Annotated in this window: 9 protein-coding genes; all 9 read left to right on the forward strand. The window is 70.4% G+C overall.

Annotated elements, in window-relative coordinates; translation table 11 throughout:
• Window positions 1-38: 38 nt before the first annotated feature.
• The 9 genes from K3U94_RS08440 (at window position 39) to K3U94_RS08480 (ending at window position 19,699) form a co-directional block, all read left to right on the forward strand.
• Window positions 39-785 carry a thioesterase II family protein gene (locus K3U94_RS08440; RefSeq protein WP_220696210.1) on the forward strand — a complete coding sequence of 249 codons (747 nt, stop codon included), beginning with the start codon at window positions 39-41 and terminating at the stop codon, window positions 783-785.
• Window positions 778-2,103: a beta-ketoacyl [acyl carrier protein] synthase domain-containing protein gene (locus K3U94_RS08445; protein WP_220696211.1), complete on the forward strand. Its 1,326-nt coding sequence runs from the start codon at window positions 778-780 to the stop codon at window positions 2,101-2,103. Before K3U94_RS08440 ends, K3U94_RS08445 begins: the two co-directional genes overlap by 8 nt.
• Window positions 2,097-5,081, forward strand: coding sequence for an SDR family NAD(P)-dependent oxidoreductase (locus K3U94_RS08450; protein WP_220696212.1), 2,985 nt, complete (start codon window positions 2,097-2,099; stop codon window positions 5,079-5,081). Before K3U94_RS08445 ends, K3U94_RS08450 begins: the two co-directional genes overlap by 7 nt.
• A complete protein-coding gene (locus K3U94_RS08455; RefSeq protein WP_220696213.1) occupies window positions 5,074-11,697 on the forward strand; it encodes a non-ribosomal peptide synthetase in 6,624 nt (2,207 codons plus the stop codon). Before K3U94_RS08450 ends, K3U94_RS08455 begins: the two co-directional genes overlap by 8 nt.
• A complete protein-coding gene (locus K3U94_RS08460; RefSeq protein ID WP_220696214.1) occupies window positions 11,694-16,067 on the forward strand; it encodes a non-ribosomal peptide synthetase in 4,374 nt (1,457 codons plus the stop codon). The genes K3U94_RS08455 and K3U94_RS08460 overlap by 4 nt, the downstream gene beginning before the upstream one ends.
• A complete protein-coding gene (gene mbtG, locus K3U94_RS08465) occupies window positions 16,064-17,356 on the forward strand; it encodes an NADPH-dependent L-lysine N(6)-monooxygenase MbtG (RefSeq protein WP_047319564.1) in 1,293 nt (430 codons plus the stop codon). Before K3U94_RS08460 ends, mbtG begins: the two co-directional genes overlap by 4 nt.
• Window positions 17,337-17,567, forward strand: coding sequence for an MbtH family protein (locus K3U94_RS08470; protein WP_047319563.1), 231 nt, complete (start codon window positions 17,337-17,339; stop codon window positions 17,565-17,567). The genes mbtG and K3U94_RS08470 overlap by 20 nt, the downstream gene beginning before the upstream one ends.
• Window positions 17,568-17,637: 70 nt before the next feature.
• Window positions 17,638-19,068 carry a serine/threonine-protein kinase gene (locus K3U94_RS08475; RefSeq protein ID WP_052956890.1) on the forward strand — a complete coding sequence of 477 codons (1,431 nt, stop codon included), beginning with the start codon at window positions 17,638-17,640 and terminating at the stop codon, window positions 19,066-19,068.
• Between the two features lie 133 nt (window positions 19,069-19,201).
• The gene (locus K3U94_RS08480; RefSeq protein ID WP_491562387.1) at window positions 19,202-19,699 is read left to right on the forward strand and encodes an MTB12 family secreted protein; all 498 of its coding nucleotides are present in this window, start codon (window positions 19,202-19,204) and stop codon (window positions 19,697-19,699) included.
• Window positions 19,700-19,706: the final 7 nt, after the last annotated feature.

Genomic DNA, 19,706 nt, shown 5'->3' on the forward strand with positions numbered 1-19,706 from the left:
CTTTACTAACACTTGCGAGGGGATCGGGAGGGGATCGGATGGCCGTCGACGACACCTCGGCCGTCGCGCAGTTCCCACCCTGGATCGGGCGCTTTCCCGGGCCCGGCGCCCCGACTCTGGTGTTCCCGCACGCCGGCGGAACGGCGGTCAACTATCGCCCGCTGGCACTGGCCCTGGCCACCGGTGCCGACACCTACGTCATGCAGTATCCGCAGCGTGCCGACCGTTTTCGCGAGCCGGCCGCCGAAACCCTGCCGGAGTTGGCCCGCAGCCTGTTCGACGCCGCGCCCTGGCACCAGCTCGGGCCGCTACGCCTGTTCGGGCACAGCATGGGCTCGCTGGTCGCGTTCGAGTTCGCGCGGATCGCGGAAGAGCGCGGCATCGAGATCCAGCGCCTGTGGGCCTCGGCCGCGCCTGCGCCGGGCCTGGTGGCCGGGCTGCGCAAAGTGCCCACCGGGGACGCCGACCTGCGCGCCGAACTCGCCCAGCTCGGCGGCACCGATCCGCGGATATTGGCCGACGAGGAATTCCTCACCCTGCTGCTGACCCCGGTGCGCGCGGATTACCTGGCGTTCAACCGTTACCAGTGCGCACCCGATGCCACCATTCGTGCCGACATCAGCGTGCTGGGCGGTCGCTCCGACGACCGGGTCGGCGCCGACCTGCTGGAACGCTGGGCCGACCACACCACCGGTGACTGGTCGATGTCGCTGTACGACGGTGGGCACTTCTACCACTACGAGCACATCGAGACCTTGGCGAAGCGGATCATCGCCGATGAATGATCGGCGCGAGGACCCGGTCGTCATCACCGGCCTCGGCGTCGAGGCGCCCGGTGGGATCGACACCGCCGAGCAGTACTGGTCACTGCTGGCCGACGGCCGCGAGGCGCTGAGCACCATCCCCGAAGACCGGGACTGGGCGGTGCGTGAACTCATCGAGGGATCGCACCGCGACGGCTTCAAACCCATCTGCAACGCAGGCGGATTCCTGTCCGGCGCCGCCGAATTCGACCCCGGGTTCTTCGGTATTGCACCGCGCGAAGCCATCGCGATGGACCCGCAGCAGCGGGTGGCGCTACGGGTGGCCTGGCGCGCCCTCGAAGACGCCGGCATCAACCCCGACGAGCTCACCGGCCACGACGTCGGCGTGTACCTCGGCGCATCGGTCACCGGCTACGGCCCGGACATGGCGCAGTTCGGCGCGCACAGCGGTCACCTGCTGCCCGGCACCGCACTGTCGGTGATCTCCGGCCGGATCGCCTACACCCTTGGCCTGGCCGGCCCGGCGATCACGGTCGACACCTCCTGTTCGTCGGCGCTGTCCGCGTTGCACTTCGCGGTGCAGGCGATCCAGACCGGGGACACCGACATGGCGCTGGCCGGCGGGGTGTGCGTAATGGGCTCGCCCGGCTTCTTCGTCGAGTTCTCCAAGCAGCACGCGCTCTCCGACGACGGCCATTGCCGGCCCTACAGTGCCGCCGCCACCGGAACGGTGTGGGCCGAAGGTGCTGGAATCTTTGTGCTGCAACGGAAGTCGGCCGCGCTGCGCGAGCGCCGCCACATCTACGGCGAGATCATGGCCAGCCGGCTCAACCAGGACGGTCACACCACCGGCCTGCTCACCCCCAGTGAACAGGCCCAGCAGCGACTGTTCCGGCACGCCCTGGCCGACGCCGGCGTGCACCCCAGCCAGGTCGGGATGATCGAGGGCCACGGAACCGGGACCCGGGTCGGAGATCCCGTGGAGCTGCGCTCGCTGATCAGCGTCTACGGCACCGACACGGCTGGCGGCGCCGGCCCGCGGCTCGGCTCGGTGAAATCCAACATCGGTCATACCCAGGCCGCGGCGGGCGCGCTCGGGCTGACCAAGCTGCTCCTGGCCGCTGAGCACCAGACGATCCCGGCCACGTTGCATGTTCGAGACGGCTGGCATGACGGCATCGACTGGGACGGTCACGGAATCACGCTGGCCGAAACCATCACCGCCTGGCCGGCGAGCGACGGCCGTCGGATCGGCTCGGTGTCGGCGTTCGGAATGAGCGGCACCAACGCGCATGTGATCGTCGGGGTGGACGACGCTTCCGAGGTCGCGTCGTGCTGAACAGCCACCCGATGACCCTGCCCGACGGCCGGATCCCCGTGCTGATCTCGGCACACGCCCGCGACCTGGTGGCCGCCGAGGCGGGCGCGCTGGCGCGCTACCTGCACACGCACCCCGCCGGGGTCTCGGCGGTCGCCCAGACCCTGCGGGCCACCCGCTCGATGCGCCGCTACCGCGCGGTGATCCGGGCTCGCGACGCCGCCGAGCTCATCGGCGGCCTCGACGCCGTCTACCGCGGCGTCGAACACCCCTTGGTGGCTCGGTCGCATCAACCCGAGGCCGCTCGCACCGCCTTCGTGTTCCCGGGCCAGGGGAACCAGTGGCCCGGCATGGGCGCCGAGCTGCTCGAGCTTGCGGCCTACCGCGCCGAGGCGGACCGCTGTCATGACGCCTTCCTGCGTGCCGGTCACGCCTCGCCGCTGAGCTACCTGCGCGGCGCCGATGACACTGACCCGGTGGTTCAGCGAAGCTGGGACCGCCGCACCGACCCCGTGGTGGTGCAGGCCGCCCAGTTCACCCACGCCGCGGCCCTGGCAGCCACCTGGCGACATTTCGGCGTGCTGCCCGACATCACCGTCGGCCACAGCCTGGGGGAGCTGGCCGCTGCCTACACCGCCGGCGTGGTGGATTTGGACGCCGCGGTGGCGGTGGTGGCCGCACGTGCGCAGCTGACCGACCAGCTGGCCGCCAACGCGCCGGTCCGGTTCGGCATGGCGATGATCGCCCTGAACGCCGACGCCGCGGCCGACATCATCGCCGCAATCCCCGGCTGGCTGGAGCTGTCGGTGGTCAACGGCCCCGAATCGGTGGTCGTCTCCGGCGAGTGGCCGGCGATACAGCAGATTCTGGAGTGCGCCGGCCAGCGCGGCGTTTTCGCCCGCGAGCTGCCGGTGCGCTACCCCGCGCACACCAGCGCCCTGGAGCCGTTGCGTGACCAGCTGACCGGGCAGCTTCCCGACGCGCAATTCCACAGCGCCCCGGTGGAATTCATCGGGTCGGTGTACGGCGGTCCGATCCCGCCTGCCACAGCGTTCCGACAGTACTGGTTCGACAATCTGCGCCGGCAGGTCCGATTCGACTTGGCCGCCGCTGCCGCGGTGGCGCGCGGGGTTACGACGTTCATCGAGATGTCGCCGCACCCGACCCTGCTCGTCGCGCTGGGCGACTCGGTCGGGGCCGCCCAGGTGTTGGGCAGCACCGACCGTGACCGGCCCGCCGGTGAGGCGCTGGCAGCGAACATCGCCGCCGCGGCGATCGCCGACCCCGGCTATCGCTGGCGTGACTTCACCCCACCGGACGCTCCTGCGCTGCTGCGGCATTTCCCGCATGCACCGATGCACACCAACCGGTTGTGGGCCGGCGCGGAGACGTCCGCGCCGCGCCATCGGATGCCGGTCGTCATGACCGAGAGCTGGCGGCCGGTCGCCGAGCCGGAGCAGCGGCCCGCGCGGGTGGCCGTCGTCGACTACGCCGGCCAATCGCCTGAGCTGACGGCGCAATTGGCGGCGGAGCTGGACGTCGAGGTGGTGAACCCGGCCGACGCCGAATTCCTGCTTGTGATCGCTCCGCTTGCCGACGCGGCCGATATCGCCACAGCAACAACCGAGTTCGCCGCACACGCGACCGGCCAGACCGTTGTTCAGCCGGGGCAGCACTGCCGCCGGGTCTGGCTGCTGACCCGCGGCGCCGAGCAACTCGACGGTGATCCGCCACCGCGTCCCGGCGCCGCCGCCTTGGCCGCGCTGCATCGCAGCACCGGATTCGACTACCCCGACCACACGTTCGCGCACCTGGACCTGCCGGTGCAGCCCACCGTCGCAGACCTGCGAGCCGCCGGTGCCGCACTCTGGCTGACCGACACCGAGGTCGCGGTGCGTGCCGGGCGCCTTGCGACCCGCCGGTTCGTCGAGTCCGTCGAGTCCACTGCTGCCGCAACGGTGCCCGCGGTCCCGGAGACCGTGGTGATCAGCGGCGGTACCGGAGCCATCGGCATGGCGTATGCGGCGTTCTGCGCCGAACACGGCGCGCGCGACATCGTCCTGCTCAGCCGGAGCGGGGCCGGCGATGCGAATGCGCCCCAGTTGGATGCGCTGCGCGCGCGTACCGGGGCGCGCATCACCGCGATCCGCTGCGACATCACCGATGACGCCGCAGTCGCGGCGGTCATCGCGGAACACCGACCCGTACCGGCCGGGCTGCTGGTGCATACCGCGTCGGCAGAAGCCGTGGCTACGTCGAAGGTGACCGCCGAGGCGGTCCGGGACGCCTTCGGCGCCAAGGTGATCGGACTGGACAACCTGGCACGGCTCTGGCCGCTGGCCGCCGACGCTCGGGTGCTGGTGTGCTCCTCGGTGCTGGCGCTGTGGGGCGGGTCGGGACACGGACTCTACGCGGCGGCCAACCGGATGGCCGACACGCTGGTGGGACAGCTGCGGGCGCAGGGCCGAAACGCCACCTCCATCCGCTGGGGACTGTGGCGCAGCGTGGCCGTCGTCAGCGGCGAGGAGAAGGACCGGATCGCCCGCACCGGCCTCACGCCGATGACCCCGGAGGCCGCGATCATCGCCGGATTCCTTGCCGCGCCAGACGACCCGGCGATCCTGGCCGCCGATTTCGATCGGCTGGCGGTGTTCTTCGACAGCCAGGGCGTGCCTTCGCCGTTCGACGAATCACTGACCGCAGCAACGGCTGACGCCGAGGCGGATCGCCCGATCGGTGAGGTGGTGGCCGCCGAACTGGTGACGGTGCTCGGCCTGGAAGGTCCCGACGACATCGACATGCACCGGGCCCTGGTCGACCTCGGCCTGGATTCCCTTCTCGCACTGGACTTGCGCAAGCGCTTGGGGCGGGCCACCGGCCTGCGCGTGGCGCTCGGCCCGCTGCTGGCCGGAATGACCGGAGCCCAGCTGACGGCGGCGCTGAGCGATGACGCAGCGCCGGCCGCGGCGACGGAAAGGACTGTATTCACCCATGACTGACGCCGTCGACCAGGCGACCGACGCGAACGAGCTGCGGCTGGAACTGCTGCGCCGCCGACTCGCCGAACGCGGACTGTCCGCTGCTTCGTCCTCTGACGAGCCGGCTTCCGGGCCGGCCAACGGGTCTGGGCCGCTGACCATGAGCGACGGACAGCGACGCATGTGGTTCGTGCAGGCGCTCGACCCGGACGGCGCCCTGGCCAACATCTCGGTCTCCTACCGTCTCACCGGTCCGCTGGACGGCGCCCGGCTGCAGGCCGCGTTGGCCGCAGTGGCCGCACGCCACCCCGTGCTGCGCACCGTCTATTCCATCGACGACGCGGGCGAACCCCACCCGGTTATCGCTGAGGTCACGCCGGGCTTTGCCGCACACGACCTGTCCGACCTCGCCGAACAGGCCCGCGCACTGCGGCTGGAAGTGCTGGCCCAGCGAGAATTCGGCACCCCGTTCCGGCTGGAATCCGATGCGCCGCTTCGGCTCACCCTGATCCGGGTGGCGCCCGACGAACACATTCTGCTGCTGGTGGCCCACCACATCGCCTGGGACGACGACTCCTGGGCGGTCTTCTTCGCCGACCTCACCGCCGCCTATGACGACCCAGAGCAGTTCGCCACCCGCCCGCCCGCCCCGCACCCCGTCGCACCGGCGAACTCCGACCACGCGGCGGAGCTGGATTACTGGCGCACGCTGTTGGCCGAGCCGCCGGACCCGCTCGAGCTGCCCGGCCCGCACGGCTCGGCGGTACCTCGCACCCTGCGCGCCGGATTGTGCACCCGCACCTTGCCGGCCGAGTTGATGGCCGGCATCGCCGAGCTGGCACGCAGCAGCGGCGCTACGCCCTACATGGTGATCGCCGCGGCGTTGTCGGCGCTGATCTACCGCTACACCGCCACCGACGACTTCCTCATCGCCTCACCGGTGCTCAACCGCACCGCCGGTACCGAAGGCGCCATCGGCTACTTCGGCAACACCGTGGTGCTGCGCGCGAAGGTCGACGCTGCTGCCCGGTTCAACGAACTGCTGGCGCAAACCCGCGACGCCGCACTGGGGGCGTTCGGCCACCAGGGCATCAACCTCGACCGGGTGGTGCGTGAACTCAACCCGGATCGCCGGCACGGGGGAGTGGAACGACTCACCCGGCTCAGCTTCGGTTTCCGGTCGACACACGGGGGCGGCTTCCAGCCGGACGGGATCACCTGCACCCGAGCCGATTACCGCGGCAAGATCGCCCAGCTGCCGCTGGGAATCATGGTGGAGGCCGGCGGCTCACACGATGGCGGCGCGCTGATCGAGGCCGAGTACCTGCACGACGTGCTCGACGAGGCATTGGTCGAGCAGTTGCTGCGCCACCTGGTGCAGTTGCTGTCCGCCGCGGTCGCCCAGCCTGAGACGACCATCGGCGAGCTGGACATCCTCGGCGACGACGACCGGACCTGGCTGGACGCCATTTCCCGCGGACCCCACTTCGCCCCGCCCCCCGAGGCGCCGGCCACCCTGGGCTCGCTGGTGGCCGACCGGGCTGCGGCCACCCCGAACGCCATCGCCGTCGTCGACGACCACGGCAAGTACAGCTACGCGGAGATCAACGCACGCGCCAACCGAATCGCACACCACCTGATCGCCGCCGGCATCGGCACCGAGGACAAGGTCGCGGTGCTGTTCGGCCGCTCGACGGACTTGGTGGTCACCGCCCTGGGCATCGCCAAAGCCGGCGCCGCCTACGTTCCCGTCGACCCCGAATACCCGCCGGACCGTATCGAATTCATCCTCGGCGACGCCCGGCCGTCGATAGTGCTGCGTGAGCCGCTGACCGTCGACGAGCTGGCCGGCCGTCCCGACACCGACCCGACCGACGCCGACCGGGTGCGGCCGCTGCGACCGGAGAATCTCGCCTACCTCATCTACACCTCGGGTTCGACGGGGCTGCCCAAGGGCGTCGAGGTATCCCACGCCCCGATCACCGAGTACCTGCTCTGGTTCGGCGACGAGTACGGCATCGACGACACCGACGTACTGCTGCAGGTCGCTTCGCCCAGCTTCGACGTGTCGATCGGCGAACTGTTCGGAACCCTGGGAAACGGTGCGCGGCTGGTGATTCCGCGCCCGGACGGACTGCGCGACATCGGCTACCTGACCGACCTGCTGCAGCGTGAAGGCGTCACCGCCATGCACTTCGTGCCGTCGTTGCTGGGGCTGTTCCTGTCGCTGCCCGGGGTGAACCAGTGGCGCACCCTGCGGCGCATCCCGATCGGCGGCGAACCGCTGCCCGGCGAGCTGGCGGACAAGTTCCACGCCACCTTCGATGCCCTGCTGCACAACTTCTACGGCCCCACCGAGACGGTGGTCAACTCCAGCCGATACAAGGTGGAAGGCCCCCAGGGCAACCGGATCGTGCCGATCGGCAGCCCCAACATCAACACCACCATGTGGCTGCTCGACGACGCCTTGGCGCCGGTGCCGGTCGGGGTGATCGGCGAGATCTACATCGGCGGAACGCATGTGGCGCGCGGCTACTTCGACCGCCCCGGCCTGACCGCCGAGCGCTTCGTCGCCGACCCTTGGACGCCGGGCCAGCGGCTGTACCGCACCGGTGATCTGGCCCGCCGCAATGCCGCCGGTGACCTGGAATTCATCGGCCGCGCCGACGATCAGGTCAAGGTCCGCGGCTTCCGGATCGAACTCGGCGAGGTGGCCTCGGCCATCTCGGTGGACCCCAGCGTAGGACAGTGCGTGGTGGTGGTCTCCGATCTGCCCGCGCTGGGCCGCAGCCTGGTCGCCTACCTGACGCCCGCCGAGCAAGGGGCTGCTGAAGAGACCGTGGACATCCCGCGGATCCGGGCCCGGGTGGCCGCCGCGCTCCCGGAATACATGGCGCCGGCGGCCTACGTGGTGGTCGATGACATTCCGATCACCGCGCACGGCAAGATCGATCGCGCTGCGCTGCCCGACCCGCAGCCTATCGAGAGCACGCCCTACCGGGAGCCGCAGACCGACACCGAACACCTGGTGGCGCAACTGTTCGCCCAACTGCTCTCCCGCGACAAGGTGGGTGCTGACGACTCGTTCTTCGACCTCGGCGGTCACTCGCTGCTGGCCACCAAACTGGTGGCGGCGATCCGCGCCCGCTGCGGGGTGGAGATCGGTATCCGGGAGATCTTCGAGGCCAGCACGGTAGCCCGGCTGGCCGCCGCGATAGACACCGCACCTGCCGCACAAGGCGACGAGGCGGGGCTGGGGCGGCCGGCGCTCGTCGCGGTGCCGCGGTCCGGGAATCTACCGGTGTCGGCATCCCAGCTGCGTACCTGGTTCGCCTACCGGCTCGACCCCGGCGCCACCGGTGACAACATTCCGCTGTCGGCCCGGCTCACCGGCCCCTGCGACACCGCTGCCCTGACCGCCGCGATCAGTGACGTGGTGGCCCGACACGACAGCCTGCGCACCACGTTCACCGAGATCGACGGGCTGCCCCACCAGGTCATCAACGCGCCCGCGCCGGTGCAGGTAACCGAACTGCAGTGTCCGGAAACCGATCCGGGCGCCGTCACGGCGTGGACCAAGGCCCGACTCGATGAGCAGCGCGCGATCGCGTTCGACCTGGAACGGGATTGGCCGATCCGCGCGGCACTGCTGCACCTGCCCGGCGACGAACGGGTGCTGTCCCTGGTGGTGCATCACATCGCCGCCGACCACTGGTCGGTCGAGGTGCTCTTCACCGACCTGCTGATCGCCTACCGGTCTCGGGCCGCCGGCTCCGCGCCGGCATGGGAGCCGCCGGCGTTGCAGTACGCCGACTTCGCGCACTGGCAGGGCGAACTGCTGCGTGACGAGTCCGGGTTGATCGAGGCGCAGCGCCGCTACTGGATCGAACAACTTGCCGGCCTGGCCGACGACACCGGGCCGCGGCCGGACTTCCCCCGCCCCGCCACCGCGAACGGCTCCGGCGACTCGGTGGCATTCACCGTCCCCCCGCAGGTGCGGGCCGGGCTGGCGGCGCTGGCCCGTGAGACCGGCGCCACCGAGTTCATGGTGGTGCAGGCCGCGGTCGCGGTGCTGCTGCACCTGGCCGGCAGCGGCGACGACATCCCGCTCGGGGTCCCGATCGCCGGACGCACCGACAACGCCCTGGACAACCTGGTCGGGTTCTTCGTCAACATCGTGGTGCTGCGAAACCGGTTGTCCGGCAACCCGACCCTGCGTGAGGTGGTGACCCGGGCGCGGGAAGCGGCACTGGGCGCCTATGCGCATGCCGACCTGCCCTTCGACCGGCTGGTGGAGGCGCTCAACCCGGTCCGGACGCTGTCGCGCAACCCGCTGTTCCAGGTGGTGGTCCACGTCCGCGAGGCCGCCGATGTCACCCACGTCATCGACACCGGTCCGGACGGCGACTTGGTCTTCCGCACCGTGATGCCCACATTCGACATCGCGCACGCCGACCTCTCGGTGAACCTGTTCACCACCGTGGACGCCGACGGTGACGGCTATGACGGACATCTGATCTACCGCACCGACCTCTACGAGCGCGCCACCGTGCAGCGGCTGGCCGATTGGCTGGGCCGGGTGCTGGCCACCATGGCAGGTGATCCGGGACGGGCGCTGCGCGACATCAGCCTGGTCGACGACGAGCAGCGTGACCGCATCCTGCACCAGTGGAGCCGCGGTGCCGAGGCTCCCGCGGGTGACCCGCGCACTATCGCCGACGTGCTGGCGCCCAGCCGCAGCTTCGACGGCGTCGCGGTGCGCTGCGCCGGAGCCGAGCTCGCCTACCCGCAGCTGCATTCCCGCTCCGACCGGCTTGCCGAGCTGCTGATCGCCGCCGGCGTGGAGCCCGGAACCCTGGTGGGCCTGTCGGTGCGCCGCGACCTGGATCTGCCGGTGGCGCTGGTCGGCATCATGAAGGCCGGCGCCGGCTACTTCCCGCTGGACCCGAGCTATCCGCGCCAGCGCCTCGAGTTCATGATCGACGACGTCTTCTTGAACGATGCGGCGCCGAAGGTGATCCTGGTCAGCAGCGCCACCCGGGACGCGATTCCGGCAAGCGACGGTGTGACGCTGCTGTGCCTGGACGATGCCGATGTGCAGGTGGAGCTGACCAAAGACGCTGCCGGCGTGGATCTTCCGGTGCCGCACCCCGACGACCCGATGTATCTGGTGTTCACCTCCGGTTCCACCGGCGTGCCGAAGGGTGTGCTGGGCACCCACCGGTCGATGAGTGCCCGGCTGAACTGGCAGCTCGCCCACTACCCGGTGGCCGGTGAGGACATCCGGCTGGCCCAGTCGTCGATGACGTTCCTGGAGGGTGGCATGGAGATGCTGGCCGGGCTGGCCGCCGGGGCGACGCTGATTCTGGCCGACGACAACGAGTTCCGTAACCCCGAGGCACTGGCACGGCTGATCGTGGACGAGCGGGTGGCTCAGGTGACGGCGGTGGCCAGCCTGATCTCCGTGCTGGCCGACTCCGACGGTGGTTCAGCGAGGCTCGACGGAGGAGAGGCGAAGCTGGGACCGCCGCATGAATCCGGCGACACGTTGCGCGGGCTGCGCCGTCTGGTGTGCAGCGGCGAGCCGGTGTCGGCGGACCTGCTGGCCCGGCTCGGCGGGGCACTCGACCCGAACGCTCAGCTGCTCAACAACTTCGGTGCCACCGAAACCTCCGGCGCGGTGGTGCGCGGTGAACTGGAGCCGCCCACACCGAAACTGGGCCGGCCCACACCCGGGTCGCAGGCCTATGTGCTCGACGACGCGCTGCAGCCGGTGCCGCCCGGGGTGGTCGGCGAGGTCTACTACGCGGGCCCGCAGATCGTCCGCGGCTACTGGAAGCGGCCCGGGCTGACCTCGACCCGCTTCGTCGCCAACCCGTTCTCGCAGACGCCCGGCGACCGGCTCTACCGCAGTGGCGACCGGGCCCGGTGGACCGTCGACGGCGTGTTGGAATTCGTTGGCCGCACTGACCACCAGGTCAAGGTGCGGGGCTTCCGGGTGGAGTTGGCCGAGGTGGAGGCCGCACTGCGCGGCGCACCCGGAGTGGCGTCGGCCGCTGCCCGCACCTGGGAGCAGCGCGGCGGCACCACGCTGGCCGGCTACCTGGTACCCGCCGCACCGGTCACCGACGCGGCGGAGTTCATCGCGTCGGTGCGTGCGGCCGTGGCCGCGACGCTGCCCGGCTACATGGTCCCGTCCTCGTTGACGGTGCTCGACGCCATGCCGCTGACGGACTCCGGGAAGCTGAACCGGCCCGCGCTGCCGCAGCCGGCGGTGGCCACCCGCGGGGAGTCGGATCCGCCGGTCACCGCCACCGAACAGACGCTGGTCGGAATCTGCGCCGAGTTGTTGGGTGTTGCGGCGATCGGGCGCAGTGACGGCTTCTTCGAACTCGGCGGCGACAGCATCCTGTCGGTGCAGCTGGCCGCGCGGGCGCGTGCGGCGGGGCTGGACGTCGACCCGCGGATGATCTTCGAGCACCCGACGTTCGCCGAACTGGCCGCCGCTGTCGACGCTGCGGCTGCGGCCGGTGGCACCCCGGAAGCCGCCGACACGGCGTTCGAGCCGATGAGTGTCTCGGGTCTGAGCAGCGACGCGCTGGCGGATCTGACCGCGGCATGGGGTGATTCGCCGTGACCGATGTCTCCCAGCGGGTTGCCCCGGCGGTCGAGGACGTGCTGGCGCTCTCCCCGCTGCAGCAGGGATTGTTCTCGCTGGCCAAGCTTGCCACCGATGACGGGGGTGCGGTCGACGGTGTCGACATCTACACCGTGCAGTTCGTCATCGATATCGTCGGCGCCGTCGACGCCGCGTTGCTGCGCCGCAGTGCCGAGGTGATGCTGGCCCGGCACGCCAACCTGCGGGCGTCGTTCTGGGACGTCGACCTGCCGCACCCGGTGCAGATCATACCGGCGACAGCGGTTCTGCCGTGGCGGGAGATCGAATCTGCGCCAAGTGAATTCGATGAGATCGCGCGCATCGAACGCACCACGAACTTCGATTTGGCCCGCGGGCCGCTGCTGCGCTTCGTGCTGATCCAGTCCGCCCCCGAGCGGTACCGGCTGATTCTCACCGTGCACCACCTGCTGCTCGACGGGTGGTCGATGGCGGTGTTCTTCGACGAAATGGTGGCGATCTACCGCGCCGGCGGTGTCGACCCGCTGCCCCCGCCACGCCCTTACCGCGACTACATCGGCTGGCTGACAAGTCAAGACACCGACGCCGCGACGCAGCGGTGGCGCGACTATCTGGCGCCGCTGAGCGCCCCGACGATCCTGGCCGGCGAGCGAGCCGCGGTGGGCAGCGCCGTCCCGCAGACCCACGAGTTCGCGCTGGACACCGCGGCCACCGAGCGTCTCACCGAGTGGGCACGCCGGCACGGGCTGACGCTGAACACGGTGCTGCAGTTCGCCTGGGCGGTGCTGCTCGGTCGACTCACCGACCGGACCGACGTGGCGTTCGGCGCCGTGGTGTCGGGCCGCCCGCAACAGCTCACCGGCGTCGAGACCATGGTCGGCCTGTTCATCAACACTGTCCCGGTGGCCGCGTCGACACCGCCGCGCGCCGAGGTGGTCGCCACCTGCCAAGCGCTGCAACGCGATACCGCCGCCATGCGCGACCTGGGGTACTTGAGCCTGTCGACGGTGCAGCGGGCCAGCGGTAATGCGGTGTTCGACACCCTGCTGGTGTTCGAGAACGCACCGATCGGCTCAGCGTCGGCCGGGGTCACCACGCCCGACGGCGTGCGCTTCATCCCGGTCACGGTGGAAAGCCTCACGCACTACCCGCTGACCCTGGTCAGCTACCCGCCCCGCGACGGCCGGCTCACCGTGCTGCTCGAGGCCATTCCGGATGCGCTGGGGGAATTGAAGATTCCGGATCTGGGACGGCGCCTGCTGCAGGTGCTGCGCCAGCTTCCCGACCCGGCGCGGCCCCGCATCGCCGACCTGGACGTGCTGCTGCCCGCCGAGCGGGCCCGCATCACCGATCCGGTGGACCGCCGCACTAACCCGGCCACATCGGTGCCCGCCCTGTTCGCGGCGGCCGCCGCGGCGCACCCCGACAGTCCGGCGCTCACCGGTGAAAACCGCAGCCTGACCTACGCCGAGCTGGCGGCCGAATCCGCTGGGCTGGCGCGGGCATTGGCCGGGCGCGGGATCGGTCCCGAAGACCGGGTCGCGATCGCGCTGCCCCGCTCGCTGGATTCCGTCATCGCGATCCTGGCAGTGCTGCAGGCCGGGGCGGCCTACGTGCCCGTGGACATCAGCCTGCCCGAAACGCGCATCGAATCGATTCTGCGCCAATCCGATCCGAAGCTGGCACTGACGGTCGAACTACTAACCGAGCTGCGTTCCGACGATGCCGTGCAGCGCCGGACCCCGACCGCGATCCACCCCGACTCGGCCGCCTACGTGATCTTCACCTCCGGATCCACCGGAGAACCCAAGGGCGTCGTCGGCACCCACCGCGCGCTGGCGTCGTACTTCGCCGACCACCAGCAACGCATGTACGCACCCGCGGTCGCGCGCCTGGGCCGGGCACTGCGCGTCGCGCACGCCTGGTCGCTGAGTTTCGACGCGAGCTGGCAGCCGCTGGTCGGCCTGCTGGGCGGTCAGAGTGTGCACCTGTTCTCCGCCGAGGAGATGCGGGATGCCGAAGCGATCATCGACGGCATCCGCCGCCACCGGCTGGACATGATCGACACCTCACCGTCGATGTTCACCCAACTGTTCGACGCCGGGCTGCTTGACGCCGGCTCCGACCACCGCCTCACCGTGCTGGCGCTCGGCGGCGAGGCGATCGCGCCGCACACCTGGGCGCGACTGCGTGCGGCGCCCTCGACGGCAGTCCACAACTGTTACGGGCCCACCGAGACCACGGTGGAAGCCGTCGTCGCCGACGTCGCCGACACCGATGTTCCGGTGATCGGGGAAGCGGTGCGGGGCATGAGCGCCCACGTGCTGGATTCTGCGCTGCGCGAGGTGCCCGACGGGGTGGCCGGCGAGCTGTACCTGGCCGGCGCGCAGGTCACCCGCGGCTACCTGGGCCGCGCCGGGGCGACCGCGGCCCGCTATGTCGCCGACCCGTTTCGTGCCGGCGGTCGGATGTATCGCACCGGGGACCTGGTCCGGCGCCGGGTCGACGGCCGGCTGGTCTACCTCGGCCGTGCCGACGACCAGGTCAAGGTGCGCGGCTACCGGGTCGAGATCGCCGAAGTCGAGGCGGCACTGGCCGCGGCGACCGGGGTGACCGCGGCCGCGGTACTGCCCGTGCAGGGGCCGGCCGGAACCCAGCTGGCCGGCTTCGTCACCGGCGCGCAGGTGGACACAACCCGGGTGCGCGCCGAGCTCGGCACCCGACTGCCGTCCTATCTGATGCCGGCCCGCATCACCGCGGTGGAATCGATGCCCTTGACCTCCAACGGAAAACTGGATGCCGAGGCGCTGCTGGCATTGGCCGGTCCCTTCGTCGGCGGTGGAGTCGAGGCGGTCACTGACACCGAGAAGGTCTTGGTGGAGCTGCTCGCCGAAGTGTTCGGCGGTGTGGCCCCCGGTGTCGAGACCGATCTGCGTGAGCTGGGCTTGGACAGCATCGTCGCGCTGTCGATGGTGCGGGCGGCCCGCCGGCGCGGCCTGCCGTTGCGTCCGCGGACCGTCTTGAGCTGTAACACGATTCGCGATGTTGCCGCCGCCTTGGACCGAGAAGTCGCCGAAGCCGACGAAGCGGCGCAGCGCGACGGCTCGGCTGCGGCCCACGGGCCGGTTCCGCTGCTGCCGGCCGGCCGCTGGCTCTACCAATACGGCAGCCCACGCCGGCTGGGGCAGGTCGAAGCGATCCGGCTGCCCGACGACATCGACGGTGAGCGGCTGCGGGCCGCATTGGCCGCGATTGTCGCCGCGCACCCGCTGTTGCATGCCCGCCTTGACCGGGCCGAGCTGACGCTGTTCCCGACCCAGCCGGTCGACGTCCTGACCGAGGTCACGGTCACCGCGGCCGACCTTTCGGTGGTCACCGAGCACGGCACCCGACTGTTGGAGAGCCTGGATCCGGAGAACGGAGTCATGCTGCGGGCGGTGTGGCTGCGCGTGCCCGACGGCGCAGGGGTGCTGATCCTGTGCGGGCACGTACTGGCACTGGATCCGGTGTCGTGGCAGGTGATTCTCGGTGAACTGCACGCCGCGCTGGCCGGGGCCGATCCGCTGCCGGAGCGCAGCGGTTACCGGCGCTGGGCGACCGCGTTGCAGGAGCGTGCGCAGAGCCTGGACACGGTGGACTTCTGGGCCGCCCAGCTGGCCGGCGACGACCCGGATCTGGGTGCTCGGCGAGTCGACCCGCAGCGCGATCGCGCCGGTGATCTCACGGTGTCGGTGACCGTAGCCGACCCGACGCTGACCGCTGCGCTGTTGGCCTTGCCGGTTCCGATGCATGACCTGCTGGTCGCGGCGACCGCGCGGATGGTCACCGCTTGGCGGGCTCGCCGCGGGCAGACCCGCGCGACACCGCTGCTGGCGTTGGAGACCCATGGGCGTGCCGAGGAGATCGTGACCGGTGTCGACACCGCCGACATCGCCGGTCTGCTGTCGGCGATCTATCCGCTGCGAGTGGCCCAGGCCGACCCGGCAGGGGTGGCGCGCGCACTCGCCGACATCCCGGGTGGCGGAATCGACTACGGGCTGCTGGCCTACCTGCGTGCCGACACCGCCGACCGGCTGGCGGCCCAGCCGGGGCCGCAGCTGCTGCTGAACTACCTGGGCCGGGTCGACCGGGCAGGCGGCGGGCCGGACGTGGCACCGGACCTGATCGCCGCGCTGCCGTCGGTGCCCGAGCCCGACCAGGCGGTGCGTCACGAGCTGAGCATCTTCGCCGCGGTGGCCGACCTCGGGGCGGGGCAGGCGCTGATGACCCAGTGGCGCACGCTGCCCGATATTCTCGGCGACGCCGAGATCGTGCAGCTGCAAGAGCTGTTCACCGACAGCCTGGGCGACCTGGTGGAGGAACTGCGATGAGCACACTTGCGGTGGTGGGCGCGGGGGCCAAGGCGGTCGCGGTGGCCGCGAAGGCCGCCGTGCTGCGCGACATGGGAGTCGCCGCGCCGGACGTGGTCGCCGTCGAACGCACCGAGGTCGCCGCCAACTGGCGTGCCTCCGGAGGCTGGACCGACGGCGCGCACCGGCTGGGCACCAGCCCGGAGAAGGACGTCGGCTTCCCCTACCGCTCGGCACTGGTGGCCGGCCGCAATGCCGAACTCGACGAGCGCATGACCCGCTATGGCTGGCAGTCCTATCTGATCGCCACCGGCCAGTTCGCCGAATGGGTGGACCGGGGCCGGCCGGCCCCCACCCACCTGCGGTGGAGCCAGTACCTGCGCTGGGTGGCCGACGCGGTGCGGCTCAACGTGATCCCCGGTGAGGTGGAGCGGCTGGGGGTGAACGGCGCCGGGTGGGTGCTGCACACGAGGGAGGCCTCCCGGGAGACTACGGTGGCCGCAGACGCGGTGATGATCACCGGGCCCGGCCAGGCCGAGAAGTCGATCCTGCCCGGCAACCCGCTGGTGCTCTCCATCGCACAGTTCTGGCACCGGGCCGCGGCCGACCGGATCAGCGCCGAGCGCGTTGCAGTTATCGGCGGCGGTGAGACCGCCGCATCGATGCTCAATGAGCTTTTCCGGCACCGGGTTTCGACGATCACCGTGATCTCCCCGCAGGTGACGCTGTTCACCCGAGGGGAAGGTTTCTTCGAAAACACCTTGTTCTCCGATCCCATCGACTGGACCGCGCTGACGTTGGCCGAGCGGCGAGATGCGCTGGCCCGCACCGACCGCGGGGTGTTCTCGGCCCGGGTGCAGGACGCGCTGCTGGCCGACGACCGGATCCGCCACCTGCGGGGCCGGGTGGCGCACGCGGTCGCCCGCGACAGCCGAATCCGACTGACGCTGAGCACCAACCGCGGCGGTGAGAACTTCGAGACCGTGCACGGATTCGACCTGGTCATCGACGGCTCCGGCGCCGACCCGCTGTGGTTCGTGTCGCTGTTCGGCCAGGACACCCTGGACCTGCTCGAGCTGGGCCTGGGCGGGCCGCTTACCGGCGACCGGCTGGCCGAGGCCATCGGACACGACCTGGCCGTCAGCGATGTCACCCCGAAGCTCTTCCTGCCCAACCTGGCCGGCCTCACCCAGGGGCCCGGTTTTCCCAACCTGAGCTGCTTGGGACTGCTGTCCGACCGGGTGCTGGGCGCCCACCTTTCTGCCGCGCCACCGACACCGAGGAGATCCGATGAGCACCAATCCCTTTGACGACGAAAACGGCAGCTTCTACGTGCTGATCAACGACGAGGAGCAGTACAGCCTCTGGCCGACGTTCGCCAACGTTCCTGCTGGGTGGCGAGTGGTCTACGGAGCTGAACAGGGTGCCGCCCGGGCGGCATGTTTGGAGTACGTCGAGCAGCACTGGAACGACCTGCGGCCCAAGAGTCTTCGTGATGCCATGGCGGCCGGCGAAGGCTAGGAGCCTGAAGTTCGGATAACCCAGGCCGGCGAGCGGTGTACCTGTCGGTGCTGACCGCTACCATTCGCCCATGTCGTTGGCGGCGGGTGACGTGTTCGCGGAGTACACCGTGGTGCGGTTGTTGGGCTCCGGCGGGATGGGCGAGGTTTACCTGGCCGAACACCCCCGGCTGCCGCGGCGCGACGCGCTGAAGGTGCTGCCCGCAGACGTGTCGGCCGATGTCGACTTCCGGGTGCGGTTTCACCGCGAGGCCGACCTGGCCGCGACGCTGTTTCACCCGCACATCGTCGGCGTGCACGACCGCGGGGAACACCGCGACCAGCTGTGGATCGCGATGGACTATGTCGATGGAGCGGATACGGCGTGCCTGCTGCGGAATCGCTATCCCTCAGGGATGTCCCTGCCGGAGGTAGCGGAGATCGTAACCGCGGTTGCCGACGCGCTCGACTACTCACATGCCAAGGGGCTGCTGCACCGCGACGTCAAGCCCGCCAATGTGCTGCTGGCTGGTCCCGGGATGGATCATCGACGAATCCTGTTGGGCGACTTCGGTATCGCCCGCCGGCTTGATGAGGTCAGTGGTCTGACCGAGACGAACATGACGGTGGGCACGGTTAGCTACGCTGCACCCGAACAGCTGATGGGCGCAGAGATCGACGGGCGAGCCGACCAGTACGCGCTGGCTGCCACGGCATTTCACCTGCTGACCGGATCGCCGCCATTTGCCCACTCCAACCCTGCGGTGGTGATCGGTCGGCACCTCACCGCGCCGCCACCTCGCGTGAGCGAGGTGCGTCCGGAGCTTGCCGGCCTCGACGGGGTGCTGGCCAAGGCGATGGCCAAGAATCCGCGTGAGAGGTTCGGGTCCTGCGGCGAATTCGCTAGGGCGTTTTGCGGCCACGACGCCACGATCGCCGCGCCCGCGGCGGCCCGGGCGTCGGCGTGGCGGCCGCCGAATCGGGTGGTTCGGGCCGCAACCGTCATTCCGACGGTCTTGGCGCTGCTGCTGATCGGTGCGATCGTGTACCTGGGCGTGCAGTTGTCGCATTCCCGCGTGCTGGCGACCGCACCGCTGACCAGCCCTGTCACTTCGCTTCCGTCCCCGCCGCTGCCGAGCACTGCGCTCCCGTCCGTGGCCGCTGCCCCGCCGCCCAGTCCGGTATCGCCACCGGTCACTGTGACCGTCACCACGACGCCGGCAATGTTGACCACGGCGCCGCAGGCGATGCCACTGATCCCGACGCTGGGGGCCGCCTGCAACCAGTTCGGCAAACTCGGTGGCGACCCGGCCAACGGATCGGTGGTCTGTGACGGCCGGGTATGGGTGCTGTCGGTCAACCCGACGGAGGTGCACACGATCGGCACGCCGTGCGACGGGGTGCGCAGGTACACCATGGCACGCTCTGACGACGGTCTGTTGATCACGTGCCTGCCGACCAACGGCGGCGGCACAGACTCGCTGGCCGGCCCGGGATCGACTTGGCAGATCTATCGACCGTGAGCCTGCCGCTGGTCAGCCGGCGAGGGTAGATTGGCAGGACCGACACCGTCGTCGGAGTGAATGGGAATTTCGGGTTTGTCCGCGGGCGCGGCAGGGGTGCCGCCCGCCCGAGATGGGGGTTTGCACAGTGAGAATGTTCGCAGCAGGGGTGGCGGCGCTCACCGCAATCGGAGTAGTGACTGCATACCCGACGGCGACCGCCGTCGCCGGTGCGCCTATCCCGCTGGAGCCCGCTCCGCCGGCACCGGCTCCCGCTCCGGCGCCGCCGGCTCCGTCCGGTGTGCCGCTGCCCACGACCGGTGAGGTGTCGGGCATGCTGACCAGGCTCAGCGACGCCGGCATCGGCTACAAGGAGAAGGCTGACCTGGTCGAGAACGGTATCACGCAGCACGAGGGCCACGAGCTCGACAGCGAGCTGCGCAAGGACTACCGCGACGGTGAGCTGCCCTACAACTTCGACGTGATCAACGTCGTCCAGACGGGCGAGGGCCAGGGGCTGGCCAACGTCACCATCTCCGGCCCCAAGATGCCTGCGCCGCAGACGGTCCCGCTGCAGCTCGTCGACCAAGGCCGCTGGGTGCTGTCGCACGACTCGGCGACGCAGCTGATGCAGATCCTCGCGGCCCACTAGCCGCATA

Origin of the sequence: Mycolicibacter heraklionensis, from assembly GCF_019645815.1 — a bacterium.
GTDB classification, from domain to species: domain Bacteria; phylum Actinomycetota; class Actinomycetes; order Mycobacteriales; family Mycobacteriaceae; genus Mycobacterium; species Mycobacterium heraklionense.

What these genes read in the sequence shown, in the direction of transcription:
- K3U94_RS08445 (WP_220696211.1), top strand. Translation starts at nt 778, where the DNA reads ATGAATGATCGGCGCGAGGACCCGGTCGTCATCACCGGCCTCGGCGTC.
- K3U94_RS08440 (WP_220696210.1), top strand. Translation starts at nt 39, where the DNA reads ATGGCCGTCGACGACACCTCGGCCGTCGCGCAGTTCCCACCCTGGATC.
- K3U94_RS08470 (WP_047319563.1), top strand. Translation starts at nt 17,337, where the DNA reads ATGAGCACCAATCCCTTTGACGACGAAAACGGCAGCTTCTACGTGCTG.
- mbtG (WP_047319564.1), top strand. Translation starts at nt 16,064, where the DNA reads ATGAGCACACTTGCGGTGGTGGGCGCGGGGGCCAAGGCGGTCGCGGTG.
- K3U94_RS08475 (WP_052956890.1), top strand. Translation starts at nt 17,638, where the DNA reads ATGTCGTTGGCGGCGGGTGACGTGTTCGCGGAGTACACCGTGGTGCGG.
- K3U94_RS08455 (WP_220696213.1), top strand. Translation starts at nt 5,074, where the DNA reads ATGACTGACGCCGTCGACCAGGCGACCGACGCGAACGAGCTGCGGCTG.
- K3U94_RS08480 (WP_491562387.1), top strand. Translation starts at nt 19,202, where the DNA reads ATGTTCGCAGCAGGGGTGGCGGCGCTCACCGCAATCGGAGTAGTGACT.